The following is a 15769-nucleotide window of genomic DNA, read 5'->3' on the forward strand; positions in this document are numbered from 1 at the left end:
CGGGGCGCAGAGCACGCCCCTGCCGGAACACGGAGGCGCGAAGGCGCGAAGGCGCGAAGGCGCGACAGAATGGTCGCGCTTTCCCCCGCGATCTGCACGTGCGTTCGTCCGTGCAGTCGTTTAGCAGGAAACGATTGCCGCCCGGTTCCATGCATGGAAGGCCAGTCGCGTCCTGCAATTGACCGCAGTGCAACCGTCATTGCAATCGCCCATCGGCTCCCCGGCACTTACTCCGCGCACCATGCCGATATGCGCGCATCACTGTGCAAGCGCCTGCTTGGCCGCCCGCTGATGCACGGGGCCATGCTTCCCGAATCACCTGCACAGGCACACTCCGACCCGTGCAACGTGACTATTGCTGCGATCGATGCAAGGCAACGTCCGCCTCCGCGCCGCGCACGTAGATGCGCTGGGTCATCGATGCGCCGGAAACATCCGCCTGCTTCTGCAGCACACCATGCATTTCACGCGATCAAGCAGGCTGCTCGCTAGGCTAACGTCATCGCAGCGCTGTGCTGCGCAAGACTGTCAGGAGTTCCGCATGGGCGACAATTCGTTTTTATCTCCGGCCTTCATCATCCTGGTCATTGGTGTGATTGCCGTGGTGCTGTTTCTGGTCACCCGTGCCAAGAAAAAGCGCAACAAGAAATAATCGCTGCATGCGCTGCTGGCCGTGACTGAGCACACGCGCACCCAGCGCTACGTGTTTCCAGCGGCTGCAGCCGCTCACTCCGTGCTGCAGTCAGAACCGCTCGCCTGCCGGCAGGTAGCGCCATTCGCCGATCGCCAGCTTGCCCAGCGGCACCCGGCCCACGCGCAAGCGGCGAATGCTCACGACCTCCAGGCCCACTTGGCCGCACATGTCGCGCAGTTGGCCGGGCTGCACGTGCTTGATTGCAAACCGCAGACGATCTTCGCTCTGCCAGCTCACCTTGCAAGGCGGGAGACTGCGCTGTTGGTAGACCAAGCCATGCGCCAGCCGCGCCATTCCGTAAGGGCGCAACTCACCCCGCACTTCCACCAGGAATTCCTGCTCGATCGTGCCGGCGTCAGCGCTCAGCCGGCGCAGCACACGGCCATCCTGGCTCAGGATCAACAGGCCGCTGGCCACCTCTTCCAGCGGCAGCGGTGCATGCAAGCGTAGGAAGTGCCGCTTCAGCACACGTACGTCGGACTGATCCAGCGCGCTGCGCGTTGCCGGCGTGGCAAGCGCCAGCGCGGCATCGACGCAGACGCCTGCCGGCTTGTGCAGCAACAAGGTGGCGGGCTCGGCAGGCACCGGCACCGCATTTTCGGCCAGGGTGACCTGAGCCGCGGTCGCTAGCGCCTGCGGTTCTTCGACCACCACGCCGTCCACGCTGACCCACCCGCCCTCGATGTAGTGCTGGGCCTCGCCACGCGAGCAGCCGAACGCAGCAGCCACACATTTATCGAGACGGATCGGATCGGACATCGGGCGAGCTCAGCATCAGGGGACGGCAGTGTACGTGCTGGCTGCTTGCCCGCGTGAGTCGCGGCCCAACGCATTGGACGGTGCGCCTGCGCAGGCCGGCACTGCCCGCTATCGACGCAATGGCAAACTCCGTGTGCACCCAGACACCGGCAAACGCTTCTGCGCCGCACGACAACGTGGGAAACTCGAAGCTCATACAGGAGATCGCAGATGTTTATCCAGTTCGGCACCGCCCGGGTCCGCCTCAACCATATCTCTGTCATCAGCGACCCCTTCAACGCTGGCGAAAGCTTCGGGTCGTACTGCCACTCGGTTCGGGTCGGGCTGATCTCCGGCGAAGAAGTCTTTGCGCGCTTCAACAGCGAGAGTGGCGCCAAGCAACTGCACGCAGACGTGCTCGCTGCGCTGGAAGCCTGAGCAAAGAGTGATCGCCATCGCGGCGCGCTGGGTGCGCACGCGATGGCCCCAACTGCAGCACATGATGTTCCTGGCGTGCATGCTGCGGCGCGGAAATTCGCGCGACGCAGCGTGCGGCCCGTTCCACTGAACACCTCGCACAGCCTATGCGTTACCGGGCTCGCGTCTGTCTTGTCAGGCGCCCGATGCAGAACTGGCCTGCATGCATCCAATAGCCAGTCATACGCGTCTGTCGGCCACGCGCCAATGTCGGCAAAACGTCGGAAAATCGCTGCATCACCAGCACACTTCGATCCGGCCAAATGCATCTGAATCTGCGCGCTGGGGCACCTATGTCAGGACAGCGGAAGCGAGTGTCAGGAAACTTCCGATCTGTAATGAATCAGCGGTAAGTATTTTCGATCGACGGTCTTTAGCTCCCTGAAATCCTGCCGCTAGCTGGGCAAGGGGTAATCCCCCCGCCCATTAGCAGACGCCAGAAGTGGAATTTTCTCGTATCCTTTCTCGAGGAGGTTCCATGAAGAAGTCCCTCTTTACCGACAGCCAGATCATCGCCGTGCTCAAGCAGGCCCAGGCCGGTGCGCCCGTGCCGGAGCTGTGCCGCGAGCACGGCATCAGCTCGGCCACGTTCTACAAGTGGCGCAGCAAGTTCGGCGGCATGGACGTGTCCATGGTCGCGCGCATGAAGGAGCTGGAGGAGGAGAACCGCCGGCTCAAGAAGATGTACGCCGAGGCGCAGCTCAGTACCGACCTGCTGAAGGAAGCGCTCGCAAAAAAATGGTGAGGCCATCTCAGCGACGCGAGATGGCCCAATCGGCAGTCACGAGCGGGCGTACGAACATCCGCCACGCCTGCCAGGCCTTCGCGGTGAGCCAGACCTGCTTCCGCTACCAGGCCAAGGCCAGCGAGCAGAACGCCCGGATCGCCGACTGGCTGGTCCGCCTGACGACCGCCCATCGCGACTGGGGCTTTGGCCTGTGCTACCTGTACCTGCGCAACGTGAAGGGCTTTGGCTGGAATCACAAGCGGGTCTACCGGATCTACCGCGAGCTGGAGTTGAACCTGCGGATCAAGCCGAGGAAGCGGCTGGTGCGTGAGCGGCCCGAGCCTCTGGCGGTGCCGGAGGCTATCAACCAGGTCTGGTCGATGGACTTCATGCACGACCAGTTGGCCGACGGCCGCAGCTTCCGGCTGTTCAATGTGCTCGACGACTTCAATCGCGAGGGGCTGGGGATCGAGGTGGATCTGTCGCTGCCGTCAGCCCGTGTGATCCGATCGCTGGAGCAGATCATCGAGTGGCGCGGCAAGCCCGCCGTGATCCGCTGCGACAACGGCCCTGAATACATCAGTGGCGCGTTGCTGTCCTGGGCGCAGCGGCATGGCATCCGGGTCGAGCACATCCAGCCGGGCAAGCCACAGCAGAACGCCTACGTTGAACGCTACAACCGCACCATCCGCTACGCCTGGCTCGCCCAAACCCTGTTCGACACCATCGACCAGGTGCAGGACAAAGCCACCCGCTGGCTATGGACGTACAACCACGAGCGTCCGAATATGGCGCTCGGCGGCATCACGCCTGCCATGAAGTTGGCGATGGCCGCTTAGCTCCACTTCTGGCGACCGCTAGAAGTGGGGGGATTACCAAGGCGCTTGAGTCGATGCACCCCGCATCCGCCGAGCTGCTCAGCTGTACTACCTGGAAGCGGTCATGAATGACTATTTGCAACGCCTCAATGTCGGCCGTCGCCTCGGAATGGCCTTCGGTATTCTGATTCTACTGTCGGGCCTGCTGGTGGCGACCGGCCTGATCACCATGGCCAATGCGCGTTACGAGCTGGACACCATCGTCAACAACAACATGGAAAGGATCCGGCTGTCCTCCGAAATGCTCGACGCCAACACCAATGTGGCGATCGGCTTGCGCGACGTGGTGATGGTGTCAGGCGATGCGGCCAACCGGCGCGCACTGGACATCATCGAAAGGAGTCGTGCGCGCTACAAGCAAGCCCACGATGCCCTGGCTGCGATGCCAAGCAGCGAGCTCGAAAAAAAGGCGCTCGCACTGGTGCAGGAAAAGCGCGACATTTCGGTCAAGTTCAACAACCAGATTCTCGACTACGGCATGCGCGACCAGAATCAGCAGGCACAGGCCTTGCTGCAAGGCGCTGCCGCTGCGGCGATGGACCAGCAACAAGCCGCGATTGCTGCAAATGCCGCCTTGGAGCGCCGCCTCAGCAAAGATGCGTACGCCGCAGCGGTTGCATCGATGCATAACGGCAAGATCATCCTGGCCAGCGGCGGCATCGCTGCGCTGGTGATCAGCGCGCTGCTCGCATGGTTGATTACGCGCAGCCTGACCAGGCCGTTGAGCCAGGCCACGCGCACTGCCGAAGCCATTGCCGCAGGCAATCTGCGCAACGATGTGCACACCACCGCAACGGATGAAACCGGCCGCCTGTTGCAGGCCATGGACAAGATGCAACTGCAGCTGCGCAACCTCATCGCGGCGCAGACCGACATGGCCAAGCATCACGATAACGGCCAGATCAGCTTCCGCATCGACGCAACCGTTTTCCCGGGCGACTACGGCCGCATGGCCAACGACACCAACGCATTGGTGGCCTCGCACGTGACCGTGCAAAACGATCTGGCGCGCATCATGGGGCGTTATGCCATCGGCGAACTCTCCGAAGACATGCAGCCCCTGCCGGGCGAAAAAGCTGCCTTCAGCGACACCATGTCGCAGGTCAAGCTCAACCTGTCTGCGATGAATCACCAAATCAAGCACCTTGCGCAGGCCGCCGCCAATGGCGACTTCAGCGCCCGTGGCGATGTCGAACGCTTCCAGTTCGACTTCCGCATCATGGTGGAGAGCCTGAACCAGTTGATGTCCACCGCGGACGGCAATCTGCAATCGCTATCGGCACTGCTGCAGTCGATCGCAGCGGGCGACCTCACCGCACGCATGAGCGGCGACTTCCGCGGCGTATTCGCACAGATGCGCGATGACGCCAATGCAACAGCAAGCCAGCTGGCGCAGATCGTCGGCAACATCCAGCAGTCGGCGGTGTCGATCAACGCGGCTGCCAGCGAGATCGCCGCCGGCAACCAGGATCTGTCGCAGCGGACCGAGCAGCAGGCTGCCAACCTGGAAGAGACCGCCGCCTCAATGGAAGAGCTGACCTCCACCGTCAAGCAGAATGCCGAGAGTGCGCGCCAGGCCAATCAATTGGCGATCGGTGCCGCACGCGTGGCCTCGGAAGGGGGCAGTGTGGTCGGCAAGGTCGTGGACACCATGAGTGGTATCGAAGTCTCGTCCAAGAAGATCGCCGACATCATCTCCGTCATCGACGGCATTGCCTTCCAGACCAACATCCTGGCGCTGAACGCCGCGGTGGAAGCTGCCCGGGCAGGCGAACAGGGTCGTGGCTTTGCGGTTGTTGCCTCGGAAGTGCGCACGCTGGCGCAACGCTCCTCCGGCGCAGCGAAGGAGATCAAGGACCTGATCGACGATTCCGTCCAACGCGTGGCCGAAGGCTCGGCACTGGTGCACAGCGCCGGCAAGACCATGGGCGAGGTCGTGGCCAGCGTCCAGCGCGTCACCGACATCATGGGCGAAATTTCGGCGGCCTCGCAGGAGCAATCTGCCGGCATCGAACAGGTCAATCAAACCATCACGCACATGGACGAAACCACGCAACAGAATGCGGCGCTTGTGGAAGAGGCCACTGCCGCCGCCCGCTCCATGGAAGAACAAGCCGTGCAACTCACCGACGCGGTCGCCATCTTCAAGATCGATGCACGGCAGGCACGCCGCGCAGACGCGCGCGCTACCGCACCGGTCGCGCATCTGTTGGACAAGGTACGCCACGCCTGAGCAGTGGCGTTGCCGCCGGCTGCCTTTCAAAGGGGCAGCTGGCGTGAGCGCACCGCAGCGCTTGCCGGCGGCGATCGCAACAAGCCACTCACGTTCTCCCAAGCGCGCCCTGAGAGCGCGCTTGGCTGTTGCAACGGCGCAGCTACCTTGCAGGGACACCATCTGCGCCAACGCCGCCTGTTCGCTGTCAAATAAACTGCCGAACATATCGAATTGTCGAGCAATCCCTGCACCGGCGGCGATCCGACGGCCCGGCCTGGCGGGTGGACTGCAATAGATCACCATGGACCAGCAGAAATTCCGGCTCCGACACCTGCGCAATGACTGCATAACGCTGCAGACAGAGGGATTAGCGCAGCGCCACGTGCTCGGGTAGCAGCAACAGCACACACAGCAGCAGCATGAAGACCGCGATCAGCCCATCCAGTATCCGCCACGCACGCGGATGCCGGAACACCGGCTGCAACAAGCGGGCCCCATAGCCCAGGCCAGAGAACCAACTGACGCTGGCGATACACGCACCGAGCGCGAATGCCCAGCGCAACGCACCGGGATAATGCGTGGCCAGGCTGCCGAGCAAGAGCATCGTATCGAGATAGACGTGCGGATTGAGGAAGGTAAACGCCAGGCAGGTGAGCACTGCGCGTTGCCAGTGTTCTTCGCCCTGTTCCGCCGGGGTCATTGTGCCTTCGCCGCGCCAGGCACGTCGCGCGGCCATCCAGCCATAGACTGCAAGAAATGCGCCACCTGCGTAACGCAGCAGCTGCAGCAGGCCCGACCACTGCTGCGCCAATACGCCGATTCCGGCGACACCGAGCAATATCAGCGCGATATCCCCTAGTACGCAGATCGTCACCACTAGCCCCACGTGCTGGCGCTTGAGTCCTTGCCGCAGCACGAACGCATTCTGCGCGCCGATCGCAACGATGAGGCCGACACCGGCGAGGAAGCCGGCCATTATTGCTTGAGCGATCACGGTGTTGTCTCCGGGTAAGGAGTGCATCGTCTGCCATTGCAGATCATTAGAAAAACTAAATAATCTGTATGCTGCTTAGATCTTCTAATGCGCTCAAAGTATGGATCTCCTACATCCTCAACTGGCCGCATTCGCAGCCGTATTGGACGAAGGCAGCTTCGACGCTGCTGCACAGCGGCTGGCGGTGACGCCCTCGGCAATCTCGCAACGCATCAAGGCGCTCGAAGATCGACTGGGCCAGGTATTGGTCATGCGTAAGGCGCCTTGCCGGCCAACACCGGCAGGCGAACGGCTGTTGCGCCGACTTAAGCCCATGCAGGTACTCGAAGCCGAAGCGATTGCCGACTTCCTGCCTGGCGATGGCGTCGCCGGCCATCCGCGTACACTCGCCATCGCGGTCAATGACGACTCGCTACAAACCTGGTTCCTGCAGGCGTTGTCGTCGCTGCACCAGACGCACAACTTCCTGTTCGATGTGCAGGTGGACGACCAGGATCACACCCTGGAATTGTTGCGCACTGGCAGCGTACTGGGCGCGGTTACCTCCGAGCGCGCGCCACTGCAGGGCTGCAATGTCCACGCATTGGGCGTGATGCGGTACCACGCAGTCGCATCGGCAGCGTTCGTCGCGGCGCACTTCAAGGGTGGCTTTACGGCCAGCGCGCTGGACCAGGCGCCGATGATGGTATTCAATCGCAAGGACACGTTGCAGGCGCGCTTCGTCAGGCGCATCACGCGCACCCGGCTGGCCCCGCCCACGCATTACCTGCCCACCTCCACCGGTTTCGTCGAAGCCGCTGCACGCGGACTCGGCTGGTGCCTGGCGCCCGAAGCGATGGTGCTGCCTGCGGTGCGCAACCAGCAGGTCGTCATCATCGACCCCACCCGCTGGCTCGATGTCCCGCTGTACTGGCAATACGCCGCTGTGCGCTCGAGCGCCTTGCAGCAACTCAGCCAGGCACTGCGCGAGGCCGCTGCCACCAGCTTGCGTGGCAGCAGATAGACACCACAGCCACCGTTCTCACTGCCTGCCCATCGCCGGGCTGCCATGCATCGGCTTGCGGGGCATGCGCGCCAGCGCACTGTGGCAGACAGGGCTATCGCACTTCTCGCCGGCTACCCGTGTCGTTCAACTTCGGCAAGACACGCGCTCGATCACTCGGCGCTGCGCTGCTGCAACAGCGAGAGCGCATGTTTTAGATCGCGAAAATGGAAAGGCTTCTGCAGACCGTGCCGGTGCCGGTACTTCTCGGGAATCCCGCCCTGCGCATAGCCGGTCACGAAGATATACGGAACACCGCGCGCGTCCAGTTCTTCTGCAATCGGAAACGACAAGGTGCCGCCGAGATTGATGTCCAGCAGTGCCAGGTCGAGGTTGCCTTCCTGTACCGCTTGCAGCGCTGCGTCCACGTCGGCCACGGTTGCCGCCACCTCGTAGCCCAGTTCCGCCAGGCAATCCTCCAGGAGCATCGCCACCAACGACTCGTCTTCGACCAGGAGCACGCGCATGGTCATGGCCGCACCTCGGCATGCTCGGGCGGCAACGGGATGGAAACGCGGAAACACACGCCAACCGGGTCGAAGGACAGCTCAACCTCGCCCTTGAGGTCGTGCTTCAAGCCACGCTCCAGAAGACGCGTACCGAACCCCTTGCGTGTGGGTGGCTGCACGGGCGGCCCCCCGCTTTCGCGCCAGATCAATTCGAGTCGCTCCTGCTCGCCGCGTGTGCTGCGCTCCCACGAGACAAGCACATTCCCGGCTGGCAAGGATAATGCGCCGTGCTTGAGCGCGTTCGTGCACAGCTCATGCAGCGCCATCGACAGCGCCAATGCCCGCCGCGGATCCAGCCGACAAGAATCGCCCTGCAGCGTGAAGCGCTGGCTGTCGTGCGACTCATACAGCGCGGCAGCGTCGCGGGTCAGTTCCAGAACGTCGGCACTGACCCAGTTTTCGCGCGTCAGCGTGTCGTGTGCCCGCGAGAGCGCCAGCAGGCGCGCGTCGAGCTTTTCCTGTGCGTCTGCCAGGCCGCCGGCATTGGTGAACGACTGCCGCGCCAACGATTGCACCATTACCAACGAATTCTTGACGCGGTGGTTGAGCTCGTTGATCAACAGCTGCAGATGCTGCTCGTGCTGCTTGTGCTCGGTGATGTCGCGCGTGGCGCCAGCGATCGCCTCGACCTTGCCATCGGGTCCGAACACCGGGGTAAAAATGTAGTCGTAGATGCGCAGGCCCTTGGTCGTATGCGGGAATGGCACCTCGCCGCGCACCGGCTGGCCTGTTGCAATCACCTGTTCGATCTCTTCATCGTGCATGGCCGCATGCCAGGGCTCGTAGCCCAGTTCCAGGCAGGTCTTGCCGCAGGCGTCTTCCCAGCGCATGCCCCACATCGTCAACAACGCCTGATTGGCGTAGACGAAGCGATGCTGGATATCGAACACATACAAAAGATCCGGTGTTGCCTGCAGCAGGGCCTCGTAAATGCGCGATTTCGCTGCCTCTTCCTGATGCTCGGCCATTGCGTATGCTTCCAAAATTGATGCGAACGATAAATGCACTTACGTGAACGCCTGATCATGCGTATTTGACGTCGATTCCAGCGCAGGAAACGCGCGCCGTCACCGAAGAGACCGGTTGCAATCGACCGATAACGCAACTGCATTCCACTGTTTCTATTTGCGCCGGCCAACCCTGCGCCAGCCAAAGCCGTAGTGATGACCGGTTCCTGGTCGCCCTGCACCACCGTCCCTGATAGCCTTCGGGCTTATTCCGCAGTAATCGCCGATTCGTCATGAAAAAAGCCGTTGTTCTGTTGTCCGGTGGCATGGATTCCGCCGCCGTCATCGCACTCGCGCAGGAGCAGGGCTTTGCCGTCTACGCGCTGAGCGTGCGCTATGGCCAACGCCATACGTCGGAACTGGACGCCGCAGCGCGCGTTGCTGCCGCGCAGGGCGTCATTGCGCACAAGGTGGTCGACGTGGACCTGCGCAGCATCGGCGGCTCGGCATTGACCGACGACATCGACGTCCCCGACGCTGGCGGCGACGGCATCCCGGTCACGTACGTCCCTGCACGCAACACCATCATGCTGTCGCTGGCGCTCGGCTGGGCCGAGGTCATCGGCGCCAACGACCTGTTTTGTGGCGTCAATGCGGTGGACTACTCTGGCTACCCCGATTGCCGTCCCGAGTTCGTGCGCGCTTTCGAGGTGCTGGCCAACCTGGCCACCAAGGCAGGCGTGGAAGGTGCAGGGCTGCGGGTGCACGCACCGCTGCAGTTCCTCAGCAAGGCCGACATCGTCCGTGAAGGCGTGCGCCTGGGTGTGGACTTCGGCCTCACCGTCTCCTGCTACCGCGCCGATGCGGATGGGCGCGCCTGCGGCCACTGCGACGCCTGCCGCCTGCGCGCAGCCGGCTTCGCCGATGCCGGCGTTCCCGACCCCACGCACTACGCCATTTTGTCTTGACGCCCGCGTAGGGTAGAATGCGCACCCCGACGCAATGTCGGGGTCAGTGGGCCGTTAGCTCAGTCGGTAGAGCAGAAGACTTTTAATCTTTTGGTCGATGGTTCGAATCCATCACGGCCCACCATCTCCAGCAAAGCCTTCAGCGAACTTCATCGCTGCGCAAGAAGGCACCCAATCCGCCATTCCGCAATCTTCGGTCGTCCTGCAAGCTTCGGTCGTCCTGCAAGCCTGCAGGTACCGGTGCACCGCGACGTCATCGCCATGCGTCTAACGGGTCTTTGCCACCTTGTGGGATCGCCCGCTGCCGGAGCAGACCGACGACTCACCGCCCAGATCTTTTTGCCAGCGCAAGGCGGGCTCCCGAGGCGCTGCGTTACCTGCCTGATCCTCAGCGCCCAGGCTCGTCGTTCCACAGCAGCTTGTGCAGCTGCATCTGGAAGCGCACCGGCAAGCGATCTGCCACGATCCAGTCGGCCAGCTGGCGCGCGCTTACCTCGCTTTTGCTCGGCGAAAACCACACCGTGCAGCGCCGATCCAATGCATGCGCGGCAACGATCTCGCGCGACCATTCGTAGTCGGCGCGGCTGCAAATCACGAACTTGATCTGGTCGCGTGCGGTCAGTAGCGGCAGGTTTTCCCAGCGATTGCGCGCCTGCTCGCCGGATGCGGGCGTCTTGATGTCGACCACGCGCGAGACGCGCGGATCGACGGCAGACACGTCCAGCGCACCGGAAGTTTCCAACGAGACGTCGTAACCGGCGTCGCAAAGCTTCTCCAGCAGTACCAGACAACGCTTCTGTGCCAACGGCTCGCCGCCTGTCACGCAGACATGGCGCACGCCATGACTGGCGACTTCGGCAACGATGGCGTCGATGTCATGCCACTGTCCGCCATGGAACGCGTAGGCAGTGTCGCAATACAGGCAGCGCAACGGGCAGCCGGTCAGGCGCACGAACACCGTCGGCCAGCCGGCGGCATCGGCCTCGCCTTGCAGGGACAAAAAGATTTCGGTGATCTTCAATCGCGGCAATGGCGACTGGACGATCTCGCTAGGGACGGCGGCGTTCATGGGCAAAGTATGCGCCGTGCCGACCGGCACAGACGCGCAGGCTCAGCGCAGTTGCTGGCCGAGACGGATGGACTGCAGGCGCTCCTGCGCAACGCGTGCCGCGTCGGAGCCAGGGTACTGCGTAGCGACCTGCTGCAAGGTCTGCTGGGCCTCGTTGTTCTTGCCTTCGCCGTATTGCGACAGGCCAAGCTTCAACAAGCCGCCGGCGGCCTTGTCATGCGTGGGATAACGGCTGACGAGATCGCGGAACTGCGTCTCGGCAAGCTGGAAATTGCGGGTGGCGTAATAGCTTTCGCCCAGCCAATACAAGGCATTGGGTGTATAGACGCCGTTGGGATAGAGCTCCAGAAAGCTCAGGAACAGCTGCGATGCATCGTCGTACTTGCCGTTCTTCAACGCATCGAACGCCACATTGTAGGCAGTACGTTCGTCGTTGCTGACGGCCAGGGTGCCCGGGTCGCCATGGACGGTGGGCGGCTTCTCGGAAGTTGCCGCCACGGCGGGCCGCGCGGCAGGTGCCGGGGCCGGGGTTACGCTGCCGGTCGCTGGGGGCAATGGCGGTGTTGCGCCACCTGCGCCTTCCAACCGGTTCAAGCGTCCATCCAGGTCCAGGTACTGGTCCTTGGATTGCTGCTTGAGTTGCTCATTGTCGTGCTGCAGCTGTTCGACGGTCGACCGCAACGCCTGCAGGTCCGAACGCGCCTGCTGCAGCTGATTGAGGAGATCGTTGTTGGCCTGGCTATTGGCCTGCTGCTGCTCGAGCACGGCCACACGATCAGCGAGACTGGCTCGCTGGGCGTATGCCGGCGCGGCGACCACAAGGGCCGCCGCGACGAACAGGGATGTCACTCGAAAGCGCATCGCTTCTTACTGAGCCGTGTACACGATTTCGACGCGGCGGTTCTGCGACCAGCAGGACTCGTTCGACTCGGTGCAGACCGGACGCTCTTCGCCGTAGCTGACGACGGTCAGCTGGCTGGCCGAACCGCCGGCAGCCTGCAGCGAGGACGACACGGCATTGCCGCGACGCTCGCCCAGACCCATGTTGTACTCACGCGAACCGCGCTCGTCCGCATTGCCCTGCAGGGTGATGCGCGAGGAAGGACGGTCACGCAGGTACTTGGCGTGGCAAGCCATGATGGCCTGGAATTCCGGCTTCAGGGAGTCCTGATCCAGATCGAAGTAAACAACGCGCTGACGCAGGCAGGCATCGGTATCCAGGTCGCCCGGGCCGTACAGGCCAGAGGTGGACGGGCCGGTGGGAACCGAGGAACCAGCGGTGGTATCGGTCGCAGGAGGCGGAGTTTCCTTCACCTTCTTCGAGCAACCAGCCAGCACAGCAACGGACAGCAGGGAGACAAGCAAGACGCGGGTGGACTTGTTCATGGGGTACCTATGGAGGCTCTGGGCCAATGAGTGGTTTAACGCAGCGAAATATTAACATTAATGCGCGGTTCGGTAAGGCCCCCATGCGGGTTCTCTCACATCGCCGTCGGCCAGCACCAGGCGCTGGCGGACCCGAGCGTCGGAAGAGACCGCGTACAGCACGCCACGGCCACCTTCGCGCGCGGCGTACAACACCATGCTGGCGTTAGGCGCAAAGCTCGGCGATTCGTCCAGCGAACCCGGCGACAGCGTGCTCCAGCTGGGCGAACCCAGGCTGCGGTCCATCATCGCGATGCGGTAGGTGTTGCCGCTGCCCTGTGCCACGGCAATCTTCTTGCCGTCGAACGACACGCTGGCGGTGGCGTTGTAGTTGCCCTGGAAGGTCACGCGGTTGGCGCTGCCGCCGCTGGCTGCCACCTGGTAGATCTGCGGACGACCGCCACGATCGGAGGTGAAGTAGATGCTGCCGCCATCCGGCGCCCAGGTCGGCTCGGTGTCGATGCCGAAGTGGTTGGTGAGCTGGGTGAGCTGCTTGCTTCCCAGGTCCATCACATAGATTTCCGGGTTACCGCTGCGCGACAGCGCCAGCGCCAGGCGACGCCCGTCCGGCGAGAAGGACGGCGCGCCGTTGATGCCGCGGAAGCTGGAGACCAGCTCGCGTGCGCCGGTGGCGATGTCCTGCAGATAGATCGACGAGTTGCCGCGCTCGAAGCTCACATACGCCAGCTTTTTGCCGTCCGGGCTCCAGTTCGGCGACAGCAGCGGCTCGGCCGAACGCACGATGGTCTGCGGGTTGTAGCCGTCCGAGTCGGCCACCATCAGCGCATAACGCATGGCGCCGCCCTTGCCGCTGGCGGTCACGTAGGCAATGCGGGTCCAGAAGGCACCACGCACGCCAGTGATTTTTTCGTAGATGGCATCGGCCATCTGGTGCGAAACATCGCGCATTGCATTGGCACGCGCGGTCATCGCCAGGCCCAGCATGCGCTCGCCCTTGGCCACGTCGAACAACTCGTATTCGACCCGGTATGCGCCTTCGCCGGCGTCCATGATGCGGCCGACCACGATGTAGTTCTGCTTGAGGGTGCGCCAGGTCTGGAACTGCACCTCGGTGCCACGGGTCGGCTTTTCGACGATCTGCGCAGCCGGCAACGTGCGGAACTGGCCGGAACGATCCAGGTCGGCGCCGACCACGGCGGATACGTCGGTCTGCGGCGCGGTGCCCGAGCCCTGATAGGGCATCGGAATGACGGCGATCGGCGTGGCAGACGCGCTACCGCCGACGATATCGATGGTGAGGCCTTGCTGCTGCGCGAGTGCGCTCAGCGGCAACAACAGGGCGGTCAAGGCGGCTAGCCAACGCAGCGGTTTTTTCATGGACGGCTCGGATCGGGCAGGAAAAGTGTGCAAGGGATAGCAATCAACGAGTGAACATACTCGCAATCGTGAATGAGGTGACGTGAAAACAGAGCGAGCGATGGTGTAGCGACATGGACAGCTCATGGACGATAACGCGGGGTGGCATCAGGCTGCGGCGACAGTGGTCGCCGCAGCCTGACCAGGGTCACTGATCCTGCGCCGTGAACACAAAGGTCAGGTTGCGCTGGAACACCGATTCGAACCCGCGGTAGGGCAACGGCTGGGCGCTCAACACGGCGGCTTCGATCGAACGCTGGCCAGCCTCGTCGTAGGGGCAGCCGGGTGCCACCTTGGCCTCCATCACGCTGCCGCCCGGCAACTGGCGGATGTTGATGGTGCATTTCTGGCCTGGCGGCACCGACGGCGGACGCACCCATTGCGCCAGCACTTTCTGCTGGATCGCCGCAGCGTACTTGGCCGACAGGTCGGTACTGGTACCGCCCTGCCCTGCGGTCGGCTGCGCGCTGGTCGCCGCGGCCGCGGAGGCCTGCTGCGCACGCGCGGCCGCGACCTGGCGCAACTTCTGCTCGGCCAGCGCCATTTCCTTATCGGCTTGCGCGCGCTGACGACGGATCTCGGCGATCTTCTTCTGGCGTTCGGCTTCTTCCGCCGCCTGCTGTGCGGCCGCCTGTTTCTTCTTGGCGTCGGCCTCTTCCTGCTGCTTGGCTAGGCGCAATTTCTGCTCGGCCTCTTCCTGGCGCTTGCGCTCGGTCAGGTCGATCTGCTCCTGGCGACGCTTGGCTTCCTGTTCCTGCTTGGCCTTTTCGGCGGAAATGGCCAATGCATCCACGCGCTCCTGGTCGACCTTGTCGGGCTGGGCGACGCGCTCCTGTGCCTGCGCCTGCTGCGGCGTGGGTGCATCCTGCGGGTGCGGCTCGGGGATCGGCTGCGGCGGTGGCACGCTGTCTTCCGGCGCGGGTTCGGGCAACGGCGCAGGCGGGGGCGGCGTTTCGACCGGCGTGGCCTTCAATGCCTGGCGCGCAACCCGCGCCTCGGCAGCCGACACGTCCAGCGAGGCCTCCATGCTGGGGTCGCCGGCCGCCGGTTCCACCGAGCGTTCCGGCGACCACAGCCAGCCGGCGATGAACACCAGCGCGACCAGGACGTGCACGACCAATGCCAGGACGACCGGTCGAAACCAGCCGTCATCGCGCGCCGTCTGCGTGGGGAGCGCGTCAGCGTGCATCGCTGCCTGCGCTGCCGCCGGAGTCGGAAATCAGGCCCACCTTCTCGACCTTGGCCTGCTTGAGCACGTCGATGGCGTCCATGATCTTCTGGTACGGCGCGGCGCGATCGCCGGCCACCACCACACGTGCGTCCTTGTCCTGCGCCACGATGGCAGCCAACTGTGCCTGCAGCGCGGCCACGTCCATCGCCTGCGGCTTGCCCTTGGGCAGTTGCAGCGCCAATTTGCCATCGGCAGCGACCACCACCACCACCGGGTCCTGCTTGCTCTCCAGCGCCTTGGCGCGCGAGCTGGGCAGACTGACATCGGTGCTCAGGGTCAGCAGCGGCGCAGTGACCATGAAGATGATCAGCAGCACCAGCATCACGTCGATATACGGCACGACGTTGATGTCGGATTTGAGCTTGCGCTTCTTACGACGGGAAATACCGGAGATCATCGCGAAACGTTCCTAATTAATCCTCGGCGCCGGGCGGCAGCGGAGTCGCGCGGCGCCCGGGTGAGGGACAGCCGCGCATCA

15 protein-coding genes and 1 tRNA gene are annotated in these 15769 nt (G+C 63.5%); 6 read left to right on the top strand and 10 right to left on the bottom strand.

All coding sequences use genetic code 11. The annotated features are described in order from the left end of the window. Positions 1–742 precede the first annotated feature (742 nt). Entirely contained in the window at positions 743–1453 is a 711-nt protein-coding gene (locus ACCQ00_RS15475) for an rRNA pseudouridine synthase (protein ID WP_017155536.1), read from the bottom strand. Between the two features lie 210 nt (positions 1454–1663). On the opposite strand from ACCQ00_RS15475, the gene ACCQ00_RS15480 reads away from it, so the two are divergent. From ACCQ00_RS15480 to ACCQ00_RS15490, 3 genes are all read left to right on the top strand, one after another. Then, on the top strand, positions 1664–1870 hold the full coding sequence (locus tag ACCQ00_RS15480) for a hypothetical protein (RefSeq protein WP_017155535.1): 207 nt from the start codon (positions 1664–1666) through the stop codon (positions 1868–1870). Positions 1871–2387: 517 nt separating this feature from the next. Further along, a protein-coding gene (locus ACCQ00_RS15485; protein ID WP_372353978.1) for an IS3-like element ISXac2 family transposase occupies positions 2388–3475 on the top strand; the annotation gives its coding sequence in 2 pieces (ribosomal slippage) (positions 2388–2640 and positions 2640–3475; 1089 coding nt in all). Positions 3476–3578: 103 nt separating this feature from the next. Next, positions 3579–5747, top strand: a complete 2169-nt coding sequence (locus ACCQ00_RS15490) for a methyl-accepting chemotaxis protein (RefSeq protein WP_039568261.1) — start codon at positions 3579–3581, stop codon at positions 5745–5747. 349 nt (positions 5748–6096) lie between these two features. Here ACCQ00_RS15490 and ACCQ00_RS15495 read toward each other — a convergent pair whose 3' ends face one another. Beyond that, on the bottom strand, positions 6097–6723 hold the full coding sequence (locus tag ACCQ00_RS15495; RefSeq protein WP_039568258.1) for a LysE/ArgO family amino acid transporter: 627 nt from the start codon (positions 6721–6723) through the stop codon (positions 6097–6099). A 100-nt stretch (positions 6724–6823) separates the two neighbouring features. Between ACCQ00_RS15495 and ACCQ00_RS15500 the strand changes: the two genes are divergently transcribed. Further along, complete coding sequence (locus tag ACCQ00_RS15500; protein WP_039568255.1) at positions 6824–7726, top strand: LysR family transcriptional regulator ArgP; 903 nt, start codon at positions 6824–6826, stop codon at positions 7724–7726. A 152-nt stretch (positions 7727–7878) separates the two neighbouring features. Here the strand turns inward: ACCQ00_RS15500 and ACCQ00_RS15505 are convergent, their stop codons facing one another. Both ACCQ00_RS15505 and ACCQ00_RS15510 read right to left on the bottom strand, forming a co-directional pair. Then, positions 7879–8238, bottom strand: a complete 360-nt coding sequence (locus ACCQ00_RS15505) for a response regulator (protein WP_017156643.1) — start codon at positions 8236–8238, stop codon at positions 7879–7881. After that, positions 8235–9242: a sensor histidine kinase gene (locus ACCQ00_RS15510; protein WP_039583667.1), complete on the bottom strand. Its 1008-nt coding sequence runs from the start codon at positions 9240–9242 to the stop codon at positions 8235–8237. Before ACCQ00_RS15510 ends, ACCQ00_RS15505 begins: the two co-directional genes overlap by 4 nt. Before the next feature lie 272 nt (positions 9243–9514). Here ACCQ00_RS15510 and queC point away from each other — a divergent pair, with 272 nt between their 5' ends. Continuing rightward, positions 9515–10189 carry a 7-cyano-7-deazaguanine synthase QueC gene (queC, locus tag ACCQ00_RS15515; RefSeq protein WP_039568250.1) on the top strand — a complete coding sequence of 225 codons (675 nt, stop codon included), beginning with the start codon at positions 9515–9517 and terminating at the stop codon, positions 10187–10189. A gap of 48 nt (positions 10190–10237) precedes the next feature. Continuing rightward, positions 10238–10313, top strand: a tRNA-Lys gene (locus ACCQ00_RS15520). Positions 10314–10577: 264 nt separating this feature from the next. On the opposite strand, the gene queE is transcribed toward ACCQ00_RS15520, so the two are convergent. The 6 genes from queE to tolR form a co-directional block, all read right to left on the bottom strand. Next, on the bottom strand, positions 10578–11258 hold the full coding sequence (gene queE / locus ACCQ00_RS15525; RefSeq protein WP_017156646.1) for a 7-carboxy-7-deazaguanine synthase QueE: 681 nt from the start codon (positions 11256–11258) through the stop codon (positions 10578–10580). A 42-nt stretch (positions 11259–11300) separates the two neighbouring features. Then, positions 11301–12119, bottom strand: a complete 819-nt coding sequence (ybgF, locus tag ACCQ00_RS15530; RefSeq protein ID WP_017156647.1) for a tol-pal system protein YbgF — start codon at positions 12117–12119, stop codon at positions 11301–11303. A 6-nt stretch (positions 12120–12125) separates the two neighbouring features. After that, positions 12126–12644 carry a peptidoglycan-associated lipoprotein Pal gene (gene pal, locus ACCQ00_RS15535; protein ID WP_003482562.1) on the bottom strand — a complete coding sequence of 173 codons (519 nt, stop codon included), beginning with the start codon at positions 12642–12644 and terminating at the stop codon, positions 12126–12128. A 57-nt stretch (positions 12645–12701) separates the two neighbouring features. Next, positions 12702–14021 carry a Tol-Pal system beta propeller repeat protein TolB gene (gene tolB, locus ACCQ00_RS15540; protein ID WP_039568248.1) on the bottom strand — a complete coding sequence of 440 codons (1320 nt, stop codon included), beginning with the start codon at positions 14019–14021 and terminating at the stop codon, positions 12702–12704. Positions 14022–14208: 187 nt separating this feature from the next. After that, a complete protein-coding gene (gene tolA, locus ACCQ00_RS15545) occupies positions 14209–15249 on the bottom strand; it encodes a cell envelope integrity protein TolA (protein ID WP_039568245.1) in 1041 nt (346 codons plus the stop codon). Further along, complete coding sequence (gene tolR, locus ACCQ00_RS15550) at positions 15239–15688, bottom strand: protein TolR (protein WP_017156650.1); 450 nt, start codon at positions 15686–15688, stop codon at positions 15239–15241. The genes tolA and tolR overlap by 11 nt, the downstream gene beginning before the upstream one ends. Positions 15689–15769 lie beyond the last annotated feature (81 nt).

Origin of the sequence: Xanthomonas sp. NCPPB 3761 (assembly GCF_041475705.2) — a bacterium.
GTDB classification, from domain to species: Bacteria; Pseudomonadota; Gammaproteobacteria; order Xanthomonadales; family Xanthomonadaceae; genus Xanthomonas; species Xanthomonas phaseoli.